General features: G+C 68.1%; 13 protein-coding genes. All 13 read right to left on the bottom strand.

The window, feature by feature from the left end; genetic code table 11:
* Positions 1 to 342 precede the first annotated feature (342 nt).
* The 13 genes from ACIQCS_RS17640 to cyoB all read right to left on the bottom strand — a co-directional run bounded on the left by ACIQCS_RS17640 (position 343) and on the right by cyoB (position 14,524).
* A complete protein-coding gene (locus ACIQCS_RS17640) occupies positions 343 to 2,724 on the bottom strand; it encodes a TonB-dependent receptor (RefSeq protein WP_345847995.1) in 2,382 nt (793 codons plus the stop codon).
* Entirely contained in the window at positions 2,711 to 3,652 is a 942-nt protein-coding gene (locus ACIQCS_RS17635; RefSeq protein WP_345847996.1) for a FecR domain-containing protein, read from the bottom strand. The genes ACIQCS_RS17640 and ACIQCS_RS17635 overlap by 14 nt, the downstream gene beginning before the upstream one ends.
* 33 nt (positions 3,653 to 3,685) lie before the next feature.
* A complete protein-coding gene (locus ACIQCS_RS17630; protein WP_345847998.1) occupies positions 3,686 to 4,198 on the bottom strand; it encodes a sigma-70 family RNA polymerase sigma factor in 513 nt (170 codons plus the stop codon).
* A 79-nt stretch (positions 4,199 to 4,277) separates the two neighbouring features.
* Entirely contained in the window at positions 4,278 to 5,828 is a 1,551-nt protein-coding gene (locus ACIQCS_RS17625; RefSeq protein ID WP_345848000.1) for a glycosyltransferase family 39 protein, read from the bottom strand.
* Between the two features lie 166 nt (positions 5,829 to 5,994).
* Positions 5,995 to 6,399 (bottom strand): hypothetical protein, encoded by a 405-nt coding sequence (locus tag ACIQCS_RS17620; RefSeq protein WP_345848002.1) that lies wholly within the window; start codon positions 6,397 to 6,399, stop codon positions 5,995 to 5,997.
* A gap of 116 nt (positions 6,400 to 6,515) precedes the next feature.
* Positions 6,516 to 7,130: a ParB-like protein gene (locus tag ACIQCS_RS17615; protein WP_345848004.1), complete on the bottom strand. Its 615-nt coding sequence runs from the start codon at positions 7,128 to 7,130 to the stop codon at positions 6,516 to 6,518.
* On the bottom strand, positions 7,130 to 8,728 hold the full coding sequence (locus ACIQCS_RS17610; RefSeq protein ID WP_345848006.1) for a SulP family inorganic anion transporter: 1,599 nt from the start codon (positions 8,726 to 8,728) through the stop codon (positions 7,130 to 7,132). Before ACIQCS_RS17610 ends, ACIQCS_RS17615 begins: the two co-directional genes overlap by 1 nt.
* Positions 8,729 to 8,963: 235 nt before the next feature.
* Entirely contained in the window at positions 8,964 to 9,497 is a 534-nt protein-coding gene (locus tag ACIQCS_RS17605; RefSeq protein ID WP_345848008.1) for a response regulator transcription factor, read from the bottom strand.
* Positions 9,494 to 10,786: an ATP-binding protein gene (locus ACIQCS_RS17600; protein WP_345848010.1), complete on the bottom strand. Its 1,293-nt coding sequence runs from the start codon at positions 10,784 to 10,786 to the stop codon at positions 9,494 to 9,496. The genes ACIQCS_RS17605 and ACIQCS_RS17600 overlap by 4 nt, the downstream gene beginning before the upstream one ends.
* Positions 10,783 to 11,493: an SURF1 family protein gene (locus ACIQCS_RS17595; RefSeq protein ID WP_345848011.1), complete on the bottom strand. Its 711-nt coding sequence runs from the start codon at positions 11,491 to 11,493 to the stop codon at positions 10,783 to 10,785. The genes ACIQCS_RS17600 and ACIQCS_RS17595 overlap by 4 nt, the downstream gene beginning before the upstream one ends.
* Positions 11,490 to 11,891, bottom strand: coding sequence for a cytochrome o ubiquinol oxidase subunit IV (gene cyoD, locus ACIQCS_RS17590; RefSeq protein WP_345848012.1), 402 nt, complete (start codon positions 11,889 to 11,891; stop codon positions 11,490 to 11,492). Before cyoD ends, ACIQCS_RS17595 begins: the two co-directional genes overlap by 4 nt.
* Entirely contained in the window at positions 11,888 to 12,517 is a 630-nt protein-coding gene (cyoC, locus tag ACIQCS_RS17585) for a cytochrome o ubiquinol oxidase subunit III (RefSeq protein ID WP_345848013.1), read from the bottom strand. The genes cyoD and cyoC overlap by 4 nt, the downstream gene beginning before the upstream one ends.
* Positions 12,518 to 12,520: 3 nt before the next feature.
* Positions 12,521 to 14,524, bottom strand: a complete 2,004-nt coding sequence (gene cyoB / locus ACIQCS_RS17580; protein WP_345848014.1) for a cytochrome o ubiquinol oxidase subunit I — start codon at positions 14,522 to 14,524, stop codon at positions 12,521 to 12,523.
* Between the last annotated feature and the right edge of the window lie 2 nt (positions 14,525 to 14,526).

Here is a 14,526-nt window from a genome sequence, read left to right as displayed (position 1 = left end):
CAGTTCCGCCCCTTCAGCGCCGCAGCCAGCTTCTCGATCAGCAACGGCACGTTCGCGCGCTCGTTGAACGTCGGGATCACCACCGCGAGCTCGAGATCCGCAGCGGGGGCGATGCGGACGAACCGGGCGGTCTCGCCGTCGAGAAGGAGCTTCATGCGATCCCTTTTCTGAGCCCTGATTGGGCCCCGGGAGGGACGCGCCGGGGCACAGATACGCGTGGCGCGCCCTCCCGGGGGTTCGAGACAACACCATCGAGCCGGGGGACGACTATCGTGGCTTGCCTCGGGGGCATGGTTGAGACGGAGCCCCTGCGACGATCCCGCAACGGATCATCCAAAAAATCTAGAAGCCGATTTCGACCCCGAGACGCACCGTGCGCGGGCGCAGCGGCGTGATCTGCTTTTCGTCGCGAATCAGCAGCGGCGTGCCGAGCGCGAAGCGGTTGCCGCGGGTATCGAGCAGATTGGTCGCCGAAAGCGTGATCGCGCGCCGGCCCCGCTCGAGCCGCAGCTCGAGGCCGGTATCGACATAATCGCCCTGGGGCCGGCCGAGCACCGGGCCGATGCCGAGCGTCGAGCGGCCGACATAGCGGAGATAGCCGGTCGTGGAGAATTCCATGTCGTCGGCCAGCGTCTCGCGCCAGGCCGCGCCAAGCCGGCCGCTCGCGTCGGCGACGTTGGGCAGCCGGTTGAAGTCCGACGGCCCCTCGGCCAGCGGGAACACCGCCTGCGAGGGATTGGTGACCTTGCTGTCGTTCAGATAGAGCGAACCGTCGAGATCCAGCCCCGGCAGCGGCCGCCAGCGTACCGCCACCCCGAGCGAGAGCACCCGCCCATCGCCGATGTTCGCGGTCGTGGGAAAGCCATAGCCGTCGATCAGATCTGCCTGGATGCTCGTCCACCAGGTCACCGACGCGTTGGCTGAGACGGACAGGCCATTCTCGGTGTAGCGGCCTCCCGCCTCGATGGTGGAAAGGCGATCACCCTGGAAGCGCTGGATCACGTCGCGGCGCACCGCCAGGCCGCCGGGCCGGAAACCCTGCTCGAAGCGGCCGAACACAGTGAGCCCATCAGCGGGCCGCCAGGCGATCGCGGCGGAAGGCAACAGCCGCGTCTCGGTGCGCGCCGCCCGGGCGCGAGGGTCCTCGCGAAAGGCGAAATAGAGGTCCGCGTCCTCGGAATTGCCCGTGAGGTGCGAATTGGTGAGACGGCCGCCCGCGGTGACCGTCACGCCGCGCACCGGCTCGATCGTGCCCTCGCCATAGAGCGTGGCCTCGTCGACGCTGTTGCGCACGCCGGTAAGCGCTGCGCGGGCGACGCCGAAATTGCGGTTCACCCGCCCGCGATTCTGCAGGAAGCTGACGCCGATCAGCCAGCCGGTGCCGCGCGGCCCGCGGCGCGCGAGCCGAGTCTCGCTGGTGAGCATGCTCACCCGGTTGATCTGCTGATAGCCGATCAGCGGCGCATCGGCCGCAGGCAATGGAAAGCCCTGATTGACGTCGGAGACCGAAGCGCCGGCGAACACTTCCGACACATATTGCCGCGCATAGGCGACGGCCGAGCTCAGCTCGAGATCGCCCCAGCGCTTGCGCGCCACCAGCTCGCCCAGCCAGAAATCGTTCTGGAAGGGCTGGGCGATCGAGCTGCGGCGGGACAGCCCGTCTTCCTTACCGTCCGAATATTGCGCGTCACGCCCGACGATGCTCTGGCCGACGCCGTTCAGATCGATGGTCCAGCCGTCCATGTCCCAGCGCAACGCCAGGCGCCCACCGGTGGTGCGCACGCTGTTGACATCCTTCAGGCCCCGCTCGCGATCGTCGATATAGCCGCCGTCCAGGGCCGTGAAGGCCAGCGCGCGCACCGCCACGTCCCCTTCCTTTATCGGCAGGTTGACGATGCCGCCGGCATCCCAGCTCAAAGCGCCATGCTCGGTGGCCGAGCCGCCGCCCCAGACCTGGCCGCCCCGCGCCCACAGATCGGGCGCGCGCGGCACCACCCGCACCACGCCGCCGAGCGAGCCGGCACCGTAAAGCGTGCCCTGCGGCCCTTCGAGCACCTCGACCCGGCCGATATCATAAAGCTTCAGGTCCGGATCGGGCGCGCTGTAGGTGATGCGGCTATTGCCCCAATATTGCCCGACGGTCGCCTGGGTGGGGCCGACAAAGCTGGAATCGGCGATGCCGCGGATGAACAGCTTGTTGCGGCCCGGCCCGAGATGCGTGGAGGCCAGGCTGGCGACGCGATTGGCGATGACGTCGCTGCCCTGCCCGCCTTGCGAGACCGAGATGTCGTTGCCCTCGACGATTTGCACGCCGCCCGGATAGGCCTTGAGCGGCACATCGCGCTTGCTGCCGGTGACAAGGATCTCGGCGGGGGGCGCATCGGGCTCCTCCGGCGGCGGCAAGGGGCGCGGACGGGGCCGTTCGGGCGGCACGCGCTCGATCAGCCAGGTGGCGGCGGCGACGCGGCGCGCGCGCGTGCCGGAACCGCGCAGCATCTCCGCCAGCGCGCCATCCACCGTGTGCCTGCCCTTCACGGGACGGACGTTGATCCCCGAAAGGCCGGGCTCGCGCAGGCCGATGCTGCTGCCGGTCTGGCGGCCGAGCGTGAACACCGCGGCATCGAGACGGCCGGCGGGCACCGAGACGGAATGGCGCTTGTCCTGCGCCAGCGCCGGCGAAGTGGCCAGCAGCGCCAGCGGGAGGATCAGATCAGCGCGGCGCACCGTCGATCGCGTCCAGCATCCATCCATTGCCTGCGCGGGTCGCCCGCGTCCCGGTGAGCGCGGCAATGCGCTCGATCACCGCGCCAGGGCCGCCCTGGGTGGAGATCGTGCCGGTGAACGGAATATCGCCGGTCCCCTTCCCGGCGCGGACCTGAATGCCGAGGTTGCGGGAGACATCCGCCGCGACGCGCTCCAGCGTGGCGTTGCGATAGACGAGCTGGCCGCCGCGCCAGCTGCCGACATCGGCGGCCAGGGTGCGCATCACTTCGGGGCGGCCAGTGCCGGCCACGCTCAACGCATCGCCCGGGCCAAGGCGCACGGCATCGGCCCGGGGCTGATAGATCACCGCGCCTTCGGCCACCGAGACGCGCAGACCGGTCTCGTCGCGCACCACGTTGAACACGGTGCCGGCGTCCTCCAGCGTCACGCCGCCGGTCTTGACGATGAAGGGATGCGCGGCGTCGTGGCGCACCTCGAACAGCGCTTCGCCCTCGATCAGTTCGGCATGGCGCTTGTCGACCATCGCGACGCGGGTGCCGCCGTTGAGAACCATCTTCGAGCCGTCCGCCAGCGCGACCTCGCGGTGCTCGCCGGGGGCGGTGCGATATTCGAACGGCGCGTTCGGTCCGGGAACCAGGCTGGTCCAGCCGACTACCACTGCCAGCGCCGCAGCGACGGCCCCGCCCGAGATCAGGAACAGCCGGCGCGACGGACGGGCCACCGTCTCCGCCGCTCTCGCCGGTGCCAGGCTGAACAGCTCGGCCATCGCCCCGTCGGTTTCGAGCGCGGCATTATAGGCAGGCAGGTGGGCGGGATCGCGCTCGAGCCATTCGGCGAACGCGTCCCAATCGGCAAATGCCGCGTCCTGCAGCCGGATCACCCAGCTACGGGCATCCTCTGCAAGATAATCCGAAACCTGCCCGTTCATGCCCACCTCTGCGCAGGGACGGAGTCGAGGCGTTCATTCCGCATCGAATTTGTCCTTGAGGTGCGCAAGGGCGCGATATGCCTTCTGCAGATCCTTCTCCACCGAGCTCAAGCTTATCCCCAATTCCCGAGCGATCGCCGCCTGGCCGAGCCCATCCAGCCGGTAGCGACGGAAAACCTGATCGACTCGCGGGCCGAGCGCAAGCAGCGTCGCCTCGGCCTCGCGCAGCCGCTCGCGCGCGATCAGCACACGCTCGCCCTGGGGCGCGTCGTCGCTGCCGGCCAGGTCGTGCCATTCATGCTGGCGCCGGTCGCGGCTGAACGCGGCGCGCTGGCGGTCGCGCAGCACATTCTCGGCGGCACGGAAGAGATAGGAGACCGGGTCGGCGACCGGCCGCGCCTCGACGCCGGAGATCTTGTGCCACAGGTCCTGCAGCACGTCCTCCGCATCGTCACCCGCGCCGCGGGCCGCAAGGAAGCGGAGCAGCCGCGGCCGCTCATTTTCCAACACGCGTTGCAACCCGCCGGTCTGCGAGGACGAATCCATGTTCGCGCCAAAAGCATTGTGCGCGGCAATTGCCAAGCCTCGGCTTCGCGATTGTGCGAATGCGCCGCCCCGCGCCGGCTCAGGCACCGGGCCGCCGCCGATAGACGATGCGGTTGCGGTTGCCCACCGGGACTGCGAGCGCTGGCGTGTAATCGCGCTGCAGGAGCCTGGTCATATAGGCGAGCACCTCCGGGCTGAGATCGCGGTCGGGCCGGGTGCTGGCGACGACGAATTCGGGCCGGGCAGCCATGATCCGCTCGACTTCGACCATCGGATCGGTACCGAGCGCCCGCGATTCGCGGGTAAGGGTCAAATGGCTCGGAAAGGGCCAGCGCGTGGGCAGGCAGCTATCGGTCAGGCGATAGAGCACCGGCTCCCCGTCGAACACGTAGAGGCAGTCCCGAAGCTGCGGACGGATGAAATCGGCCATGCGCTCGACCTGCGGCCCCCAGCCGCGCGCACGCCGATTGTCGTTGACGATCTGGAGCGAGACGAACGTGATCAGCACCATCATCGCCAGGCCCGCGGGGATGCGCCAGCGCGTGCGGCCCGAGGCGAGCACCAGCCCGGCCGCGCCGTCGCCGAACCAGGCCGCGGCAAGCACGCAGAGCGGGGCGATGAGCGGCAGGGCGTAGTGATCGAAATAGGTGCCGAACAGCACTACGCCCCCGATGGCCGCAATCGCCCAGCCGTCGAGCAGGCGCCGCACATCGTCGCTCACCGGCCGCGCCATGCCGCGCCCCAGCCAGGCGGCGAGCCCGAGCGGGGCGAGGCAGAGAGTCATCCAGGCAAGCCGCTTGATCGCGATGCCGATGCCGTCGGAGCCGCGATCGAGGATCGACAGGAAATTGGCCTGGACGAAGGCATCGCCATGGCCGATCGCCGCGTACCAGGCCCAGGCGGTGAGCGTGGGAAGCAGGGCCGCGCCGATCCAGGCCAACGCCATCGCCGCGAGCGCCCATCGTCCCGTCCCGCGCTTCCGGCCGAACCAGAGCAGCGCCAGCCCGAAGAACAGCCCCTCGAACAACGCAGTGTACTTCACCTGCATCGCCACGCCGATCAGCAGCATCGCCGCCAGGCCTCCGGCAAATCCAAGGGCACCGAAGCCCGGCCGCCGCACGAGGCCGATCATCGTCCAGGCGGCAAGCGCGACGAACAGGTTATAGAAGACCGGCGACTGGCCGCCCTCGCCGCCGAAGATGCCGAGATAGAGGATATACACCACGCCCGCCGCGGCGGCGCCGTGCGGGCCGGAGAGATTGCGGGCGATGCGCGCGACCACGAGCGCGGTCGCCACCACGAAAAGCGTGGCGACGATCTGATATTGCAGCACGCCGGTGCCGCCCAGCAGCCGGATCGCCGCATAGATCAGGAACAGCCCGACGGGCTTGCGATCCCATAGGTCGACATAGGGCAGCGCGCCACGGAGCATCCGGTCGCCGGTGAGCAGGTAGAATTCGTCATCGACCTGCACCACCGGATTGCCGAACTGCGCCGCCCGCGCCGCGACCGCGACCAGGAGCAGCAGGGCGGCGAGCCGCGCCGGGCTGGCGATCCAGGTCCGCGCCGCCGCCGCCAGCCGCACCGTCCAGGGGGCATGTTCCGGCTCGACCAGACGAAGCTGACGCAAATGGTTCGCCTCGGGCCAGGCCCGGGCTGGAGTACGCTGCATAACCACGACCCAACAAATGGTTGCAGGTCGAGACGGAGCGGCAGCGTCGGTCCCGCAAGGCAAACGCGATCAGATGCACCCGGGCGGCGGCGGGATGCCTCGATCCGCCCGGCAGGCCGCGCGCCTAGCTATGCGGCGGCTTGGTATAGGGCACGAAATCGCCCAGCCCGACCCATCCGGTCGTCATGCGGACGCCGGTATCGTAGAGCTTCACCGTATCGATGCTGCACAGCTGCGACGAATGCGTGTCGGTCACCAGCACATTGGTCCAGTTGAGCGATTCCGCGCCGCTCCTCGGCCGGTTCACGTAGAAGACGCCGTTGTTCATCTCATAGACGATCGCGGTGCCGTCGATGATCCGCGACGAGCGGATGTTGCGCAGCAAGATGCAATCGACGGGCTTGCCGGCGGTGCGTCCGGCGACTGCCTTGGCGAGGTCCGCCTCGCCGTCGCGCGCAGAAGCGGCGGCAGGCGTGGCGACCGCGGCGAGCAGCGCGGCACCGAGCAGACTGATCGAGATCCTGTTCATGGCACTGTCCTTTCGATCCCCCTTCAGGGAGATGACGGAATATATAGGCATAAACCGCATCCGGATCATCGGCACGGAGGCGATTCTTGTGTCGCAAACTGTCGCAGCCGCGCGGCTCAACCCTCGGGACCTGCCCAGCCCGGCAGATAGGCGGCGCGCTTGTGGCGCGCCAGGTCGAGCGCGCGCTCCAGGGCCTTGTCGAAATCGGCATCGAGCAGCTTGGCGGTCACGTGCCGGCGCAGGAAATCAGCCCAGAGAAACTCCGAATAGGGAGTCGGATCCTTGGCATAGCCGCCGCTGCGGCGCAGCTCGCCGGCCAGCGAGCGCCAGGGGTCGTCGCGCAGGCCGCCGACATGCTTGGGCAGATGCCGCGCATCCAGCCTGCGGCCCTGCGGATCATAGGGATGAAGCCAGCCCCGGCTGTCCATGAAGGTGCGGAAGGCGCGGCCGGGCAAGGCAGACAGATCGGCGATCTCGCGCACCAGCACGAACTCCACGCCCTCGTCGTGCAGCGCGCGGGCGAGGTGATGGGCATCGACGATCCAGAAACGGTCCTTGGGCCCTCGGACCGCGGGGATCATGTGGCGGCCGAGAAACTCGGAGCCGTCGGTCTGCGCCCGCGCCCGCCAGTCGTGCCGCTTGCGGGCGACTTCGCGAAAGCCGACAGTGATCTGGGTGGGCCGCAGCGCATCGATCGAGACGGGGCGAAGAAACGGTTCGGGCTCGCGCATCAGGGGTTCTCCAGCCGCGCGACCGCATCGGCCACGCTATAGTCGCTGCGCGCGACCAGCGCGTCCGCGCCGGCGGCGTGCAACAGGTCGCGCACCCGGTCATGCACCCGGGCATAGTGCAGGGCAAAGCCTTTGGCCGTCATCGCCCGATCGAAGTCGAGCAGCGCGTCCAGCGCCGTGCTGTCGATGTCGCTGCTCTCCTCCAGGCTGATCACCACGGCGCGGGTTCCCGGTTCGGCCAGGGTCCGCCGCGCGATCTCGGCGAACATCCGCTCGGCATTGGCGAAGAACAGCGGCGCGGCGGGCCGCCAGATCGCGATCCCCGCGGGCACCTGCGCATCCGGATGGCGATCGGCGTCGACGAAATCGTGGCTGGCGCCCAGCCGGCCGAGCCGGGCCAGCCGGGCATTGCCGAAGCGCTGCACGAGCGCGGCGAGCGAAAGCAGGATCGCGCACAGCATTCCGTCGAGCACGCCGAGCAGGAGCACGCCCAGCGCGGCGGCAAGCGCGATATACTGGTCACGGTCGAGCGCCCAGAGCCGGCTGATCGGCCGCGGATCGAGCGCATGGGTGAGCGCGGCGATCACCACCGCCGCCAGCACCGGCTGCGGCAGCAGCGCGACCAGCGGCATGGCGAAGAGCACGAGCGCGCCGAGCGCCAGCGCCGCGACCGCGCCCGCCAGGCGCGATTGCGCGCCCGAGGCTTCGTTGGCCGCACTGGCGGACAGGCCGGCGCCGACCGGCATGCCCTGCACCAAGGATGCCGCGAGATTGGCGAGGCCCAATGCGCGCAGCTCGCGGCCGGGATCGAGCAGGTCGCCATGCCGCAGCGCCAGCGCGCGCATCGTGCCCCAGCTCTCCGCCAGCAGGATCAGCGCAAGGGGCACCGCGAGCTGCGCCGTTTCCAGCACCAGCGCGAGCGAGAAGGCAGGCATTGGCGTGGTGCCGGGCATCAGCACGATCCGGCCGACGGTCGCGACGCCATGCGCGCCCAGATCGAGCAGCCCCGAGGCGGCAACGCCCGAGACGAGCACGATCAATGCACCCGGCATGCCCGGCCAGCGCCGCAGCGCCAGCAGCGCGGCAAGCGCAACCAGGCCGACGGCAAGGCTGGGCAGGTGCCAGTCCGGCAGGGCCCGCGCCACCGCGAACCCGGTTTGGAACAGGCTGCCGCCAGGCGCGGGGATGCCGGTGAGCACCGGCAGCTGCTTCACACAGATCGTGATCGCCAGCCCGAAGGCGAAACCGCGCAGCACCGGATGCGAGATGAAGCCGGTGAGCCCGCCCAGCCGGAAGAGCCAGGCAAGCAGGAAGAGCAGCCCGGCGAACGCCACCGCCATGATCAGGAACAGGGCGCGCACGCCCTCTCCCCCTGGCAGCGTCGCCAGCGACGCGGCGAGGATCGCGGCCGAGGACGAGGTGGCGGAAACGACGGCGAAACGGCTGCGCCCGGCCAGGGCATAGGCCAGCGTGCCGATAATCGCGGCGAGGATCGCATGCCCGGGCGCCACGCCCGCGATCGCGGCATAGGCCACCGCCTCCGGCAGCATCAGCCCCGATACCGCAAGGCCCGCAACGATGTCGGCGCGAATCTTCAAGCCGTTCCTCCGGCCGATCATGCTGCGCCCATTGGCGACGGATGGGAAGTCGGGAGAGGCACTGCCTCGGTCCCCGCAAGGCGAGGCGGCCTAAAATGGGTTGATGGCTCATATTCTTCCCTCGTCGCCCCGGCCTTGAGCCGGGGTCCCGCTGCCTCGCGAGCGGAAGCAGAAGCGATCCCGGCTCAAGGCCGAGATGACGATGAGAATCAAAGGCTTACCTGGGTTCTCAACCCTAGCGCAGCTGCCTTTTCTCCAGCTTCCGCGCCAGCGTCCGCCGATGCATCCCCAATCGCCGCGCGGTCTCGGAGATGTTGAAGTCCGTCTCCACTAGGGTCTGGTGGATATGCTCCCATTCCACCGTCTTGATCGACGAGGGCCGGCTGGCGAGCGGAGCGTCGGGATCGCCCTCCTCGCGCCCGAACGCGGCTTCGATGTCGTCGGTGTTCGAAGGCTTGGCGAGATAATAGGAAGCGCCGAGCTTGATCGCCTCCACCGCGGTGGCGATGCTGGCGAAGCCGGTGAGCACGACGATCTTCATCGCCGCATCGGCTGCGCGCAGCGTCTGCACACAGGCCAGGCCGGAAGCCCCACCGAGCTTGAGGTCGACCACGGCATAGGCGGGATGGAACCGCTCGAGCAGTGCAGTCAGCTCCTCATGGCTCGCCGCAGCCTCCACCAGATAGCCGCGCCGCTCGAACGAACGGCGGAGCGTCCGCGCAAAGGCCTCGTCGTCCTCGACGATCAGCAGCTTGCGGATGGCAGTCATGCCTGTTCCTCCCCGGGCCTGGCGATCGCGTCAAGCGGCAGGCGAATGCGCACCAGCGCGCCACCGCCCGGACGATTCTCGGCGCTGGCCGTGCCACCCAGCTTGCGCAGCACGTTGACGAGCAGGAACAGCCCCAGCCCGCCCCCCGGCTTGCCCTTGCTGGAGCGATAGGGCTGGCCGAAGCCGGCGAGCATCTCGGGCGCGAAGCCCGGCCCGCGATCGGAGATCTCGATCACCAGATCGTCCCGCTCGCGCGAGGTGGCGATGCCGATCCAGTCGGGCGAGACTTCGGCGGCATTGTCGATCACGTTGCTCAGCACCTGGCGCAGCGCCGGATCGGCGACGATCGGCATGTCGGGCCCGAAGCCGTCGGCATAGTCGAGCATGCCGGTCAGCCGGCTGGCGCGCCATTCGGCGACCACCGCGTCGAGGAAGCGGCGAACCGTGGTGAATTCCGAGGCGATGCCCCGCGCCTCGCCAGCCGAGAGCAGAATGCCGCTGACGATCGTCTTGCAGCGCGCCACCTCGGCCTGCATGTCCGCCACGTCCTGCGCCAGGTCCCTGTCGCCGGCGATGCGCGGCATGCGCTGCCAGTCGCCCAGGATCACCGAAAGCGAGGAGAGCGGCGTGCCCAGTTCATGCGCCGCGCCGGTGGCGAGCAGGCCCATGCGGACGATGTGATCCTCTTCCGCCGCGCGCTGGCGGATTGCGGCGCGCTCGGCATCGCCTTCGCGCAGGTTGCGGGCGATGCGCGTGATCAGCAGGACGAGCAGCACGGCGATCAGCGCGAAGCAGATCAGGCTGCCGGCAAGATAGAGACGGAACGGATCATTGACTCCGGTCGGCAGGTCGAGCGGCACGGGGCTGATCGCGATGGCGAAGAGCGCGAGGCTCGCGGCGCCGACGATCATCCAGCTGGACCCCGGCTGGAGCAGCATCGCGCCGGTGACGACCTGGAGCAGGAAGAGCGAGGCGAAGGGGTTGGCCAGCCCGCCGGTGAAATGCAGCTGCCAGGCCAGTGCGGCGACGTCCGCCAGCATCGCCACGGTCAGCTCCCAATTGGTGATCGCGGCGCGGCGATCGAGGAGCGGATAAGTCGCCAGGTTGATGCCCGCGAGCATCAGCGGCGCGATGAACAGCGGCACCAGCGGCAAGTGCACGCCCATCACGAAATGGACGAAACCGATCGTGCCCAGCTGGCCGCCCACCGCGATCCAGCGCAACTGCACGAGCAGCCACATGTTGCGGCGGCCGGGATCAGTGTCCTCCAGCCCCCTGGCGGGGATCATGCCGCGGCTCCGCGCCGCCGGCCGACGAACCATGCCGCCCACAGCGCCATGGCCGCGAGCCCGAACCAGGTGAGCGCATAGACGAGGTGATTGTCGGCGAAGCGCACCACGGTCAGCCCGCCCACCGGCCAGCCGCCGGGATTGGGTGCGGCGTCCGCATCGATGAAATAGGGAGCGACTTGTCCGAGCCCATGGGCCCGGGCGATAGCCGCGACGTCGCGCGAATACCAGCGATCGCTCCCGGGATCGTTGGCGCGGAGGAACCCGCCACCCGGCTCGGTGACGCGCAGCAGGCCGGTGACGCTCGCCTGCCCGGGTGCGACGGGCGGGCGCTTGCGCATGCTGTCGGGAATGAAGCCGCGATTGACCAGGACAGTGAAGCCCGGCGCCGCCAGCGGCGTCATCACCCAATAGCCCGAGCCGCGCTCGGTGACGGCCTTTACCAGGGTGGTGCGATCATTGCGGAAGTCACCCGAGACAGTGACGCGGCGATAAGCGTCGCCCGCCGCGGTGATGCCTCCCCATGTGGATGGCCCCGGGGCGGGCACCGGCGCGGCATGGATGCGGGCATCCACCGCCGCGACGAGTTCGTGCTTCCAGGCCCGCCGCTCGAGTTGCCAGATGCCGAGCCCCGCCAGCACCGCCGCACAGAAGAGCGCCGCCAGCGCGACGCCCCACCGTGCGCGGGGCCGGCGGGCATCGGTCACGGCAGCTGGCTCGGGTCGTGCAGCGGCATCATGTTGGCGTTGAGATGGTACATCACCCAGAGCGAGCCGGACAGCATGATCACCACGACGATGATGGTGAAAAGCAGCGCGGTCATCGTCCAGCCACCTTCGGCGTTCGGCTTGAGATGGAGGAAATAGACCATGTGGACGACGATCTGGACCATGGCAAATGCCATGATCGCGGCAGCGGTGACGCCGTTGGAGAACGGGCGCTCCATCACCAGGTAGAACGGGATCGCGGTGAGGATCACCGAGAGCACGAAGCCGATGACATAGTCACGCATCGAACCGTGCGGGATCTCGATCCCGTGCCCGTGATCGCCATGCCCGTGATCGCCATGCGCATGTGCGTCCTGCGTGTGCGGATCATGGCTCATCGCAGCATTCCCATCAGATAGACAAAGGTGAAGACGCCGATCCAGATGACGTCGAGGAAGTGCCAGAACAGGCTGAGGCAGGCCAGCCGGCGCTGGTTCGCCGCGGTCAGGCCGAAGCGGCTCACCTGCACCATCAGCGTGATCAGCCAGATCGAGCCGAAGGTGACGTGCAGGCCGTGGGTGCCGACCAGGGTGAAGAAGCTCGACAGGAACGCGCTGCGCCACGGGCCGGCGCCCTCATGGATCAGCTCGCTGAACTCGTAGAGCTCGATACCGAGGAAGCAGGCGCCGAACACCAGGGTGATCGCCAGCCAGATCAGCACCTGGTTCTTGTTGCCCTTCGCCATGCCGAGCATCGCGAAGCCATAGGTGATCGACGAGAACAGCAGCATCGCGGTGTTCAGCGCGACCAGCGGCAGGTCGAACAGCTCCTTCGGGCCGGGGCCGGCCGCGAAATTGCCGCCGAGCACTGCATAGCAGGCGAACAGGATCGCGAAGATGAGGCAGTCGCTCATCAGGTAGATCCAGAAGCCCAGCATGGTGCTGTAGCCTTCCGGGTGCGGATGCTCGTCGAAGTCGTAGAAGCGGACCGGTTCGTCCGCGGCGGGAAGCGTGGTGGTGCTCATCGGTCAGGCTCCGGCGGCGAGCAGGCGCGTGCGCGCCGCCTCGGTCTCGGCGACGGTTTCGGCGGGAATGTCGAAATCGCGCTTGTAGTTGAAGGTGTGGAAGATCGTGGAGCCGATCAGCGCCACGAAGCCCAGGCCGACCAGCCACCAGATGTGCCAGATCAGCGCGAAGCCGATCAGGGTGCTGATGCCGGCAAGGATCACGCCCGCGCCGGTGTTGCTCGGCATATGGATGTCCTTGAAGCCGGTGAGCGGGCGCTCGCCGCCGCGCGACTTCATGTCGTACCACGCGTCGAGGTCGTGGATCACCGGCGTGAAGGCGAAGTTATACTCCGGCGGTGGCGAGCTGGTCGCCCATTCCAGCGTGCGGCCGTTCCACGGATCGCCCGTGGTGTCGGCCAGTTCCTTGCGCTTCCAGATGCTCACCGCGAACTGGACGAGCATCGCGCCGATGCCGGCGGCGATCAGCACCGCGCCCAGCGCCGCGATGACGAAGAAGATCTGGATGCTGGGATCGTCGAACACGCGCATGCGGCGAGTCACGCCCATCAGGCCCAGGATGTAGAGCGGCATGAAGGCCATCCAGAAGCCGACCACCCAGCACCAGAAGCTCACCTTGCCCCAGAACACGTTGAGCTTGAAGCCGAAGGCCTTGGGCCACCAGAAGTTGATCGCCGCGAACAGGCCGAACAGCACGCCGCCGATGATCACGTTGTGGAAGTGGGCGATCAGGAACAGCGAGTTGTGCAGCACGAAGTCGGCCGGTGGCACCGCCAGCATCACGCCGGTCATGCCGCCGATCACGAAGGTCAGCATGAACGCGATCGTCCACATCATCGGCAGCTCGAAGCGGATGCGGCCGCGGTACATGGTGAACAGCCAGTTGAAGATCTTCGCGCCCGTCGGGATCGAGATCACCATCGTCGTGATGCCGAAGAAGCTGTTGACGCTGGCGCCCGAGCCCATGGTGAAGAAGTGGTGCAGCCAGACGAGGTACGACAGGATCGTGATGACGATCGTGGCGTAGACCATCGACGAATAGCCGAACAGCTTCTTGCCCGAGAAGGTCGAGGTGACTTCCGAGAACACGCCGAACAGCGGCAGGATCAGGATGTAGACCTCCGGATGACCCCAGATCCAGATCAGGTTCACGTACATCATGGCGCTGCCGCCAAAGTCGTTCGTGAAGAAGTTGGTGCCGACATAGCGGTCGAGGCCGAGCAGTGCGAGCACCGCGGTCAGCACCGGGAAGGACGCGACGATCAGCACGTTGGTGCACAGCGAGGTCCAGGTGAAGACCGGCATCTTCATCAGGCTCATGCCCGGCGCGCGCAGCTTCAGGATGGTGACGATCAGGTTGATGCCCGACAATGTCGTGCCCACGCCCGCCACCTGCAGCGCCCATAGATAATAATCGACGCCGACGCCCGGGCTATAGGCGATCCCCGAAAGCGGCGGATAGGCCAGCCAGCCGGTCTGGGCGAACTCGCCGACGAACAGCGAGGCCATCACCAGCACCGCGCCGCCGGTCGTCATCCAGAAGCTGAAATTGTTGAGGAAGGGGAACGACACGTCGCGCGCGCCGATCTGCAGCGGCACGATATAGTTCATCAGCCCCGTGACGAACGGCATCGCCACGAAGAAGATCATGATCACGCCGTGCGCGGTGAACACCTGATCATAGTGATGGGCGTTCAGATAGCCTTCCGACCCGTTGAACGCGAGCGCCTGCTGGAGGCGCATCATCAGCGCATCGGCAAAGCCGCGCAGGAACATCACCAGGCCCAGGATCATGTACATGATCCCGATCTTCTTGTGATCGACGCTGGTGAACCACTCCTTCCAGAGATAGCCCCAGAGGCGGAAATAGGTGAGCGCGGCGAACAGGCCGATGCCGCCCAGCGCGACGACCGCGAAGGTCGCCACGACGATCGGCTCGTGCAGCGGCAGCGCGTCGAGCGAGAGCTTGCCCAGGATCGGGCTCACGGGTGCGGGTTGCGGGATCATAT

Origin of the sequence: Sphingomonas sp. NPDC092440, assembly GCF_044754985.1 — a bacterium.
Classification (GTDB): Bacteria; Pseudomonadota; Alphaproteobacteria; order Sphingomonadales; family Sphingomonadaceae; genus Sphingomonas.
This window is presented reverse-complemented; position numbering and strand designations above follow the sequence as displayed.

Excerpts from the sequence above, each read along its gene's own strand:
- ACIQCS_RS17635 (WP_345847996.1), bottom strand. The coding sequence starts at position 3,652 with ATGAACGGGCAGGTTTCGGATTATCTTGCAGAGGATGCCCGTAGCTGG.
- ACIQCS_RS17630 (WP_345847998.1), bottom strand. The coding sequence starts at position 4,198 with ATGGATTCGTCCTCGCAGACCGGCGGGTTGCAACGCGTGTTGGAAAAT.
- ACIQCS_RS17620 (WP_345848002.1), bottom strand. The coding sequence starts at position 6,399 with ATGAACAGGATCTCGATCAGTCTGCTCGGTGCCGCGCTGCTCGCCGCG.
- ACIQCS_RS17615 (WP_345848004.1), bottom strand. The coding sequence starts at position 7,130 with ATGCGCGAGCCCGAACCGTTTCTTCGCCCCGTCTCGATCGATGCGCTG.
- ACIQCS_RS17605 (WP_345848008.1), bottom strand. The coding sequence starts at position 9,497 with ATGACTGCCATCCGCAAGCTGCTGATCGTCGAGGACGACGAGGCCTTT.
- ACIQCS_RS17600 (WP_345848010.1), bottom strand. The coding sequence starts at position 10,786 with ATGATCCCCGCCAGGGGGCTGGAGGACACTGATCCCGGCCGCCGCAAC.
- cyoD (WP_345848012.1), bottom strand. The coding sequence starts at position 11,891 with ATGAGCCATGATCCGCACACGCAGGACGCACATGCGCATGGCGATCAC.
- cyoC (WP_345848013.1), bottom strand. The coding sequence starts at position 12,517 with ATGAGCACCACCACGCTTCCCGCCGCGGACGAACCGGTCCGCTTCTAC.
- cyoB (WP_345848014.1), bottom strand. The coding sequence starts at position 14,524 with ATGATCCCGCAACCCGCACCCGTGAGCCCGATCCTGGGCAAGCTCTCG.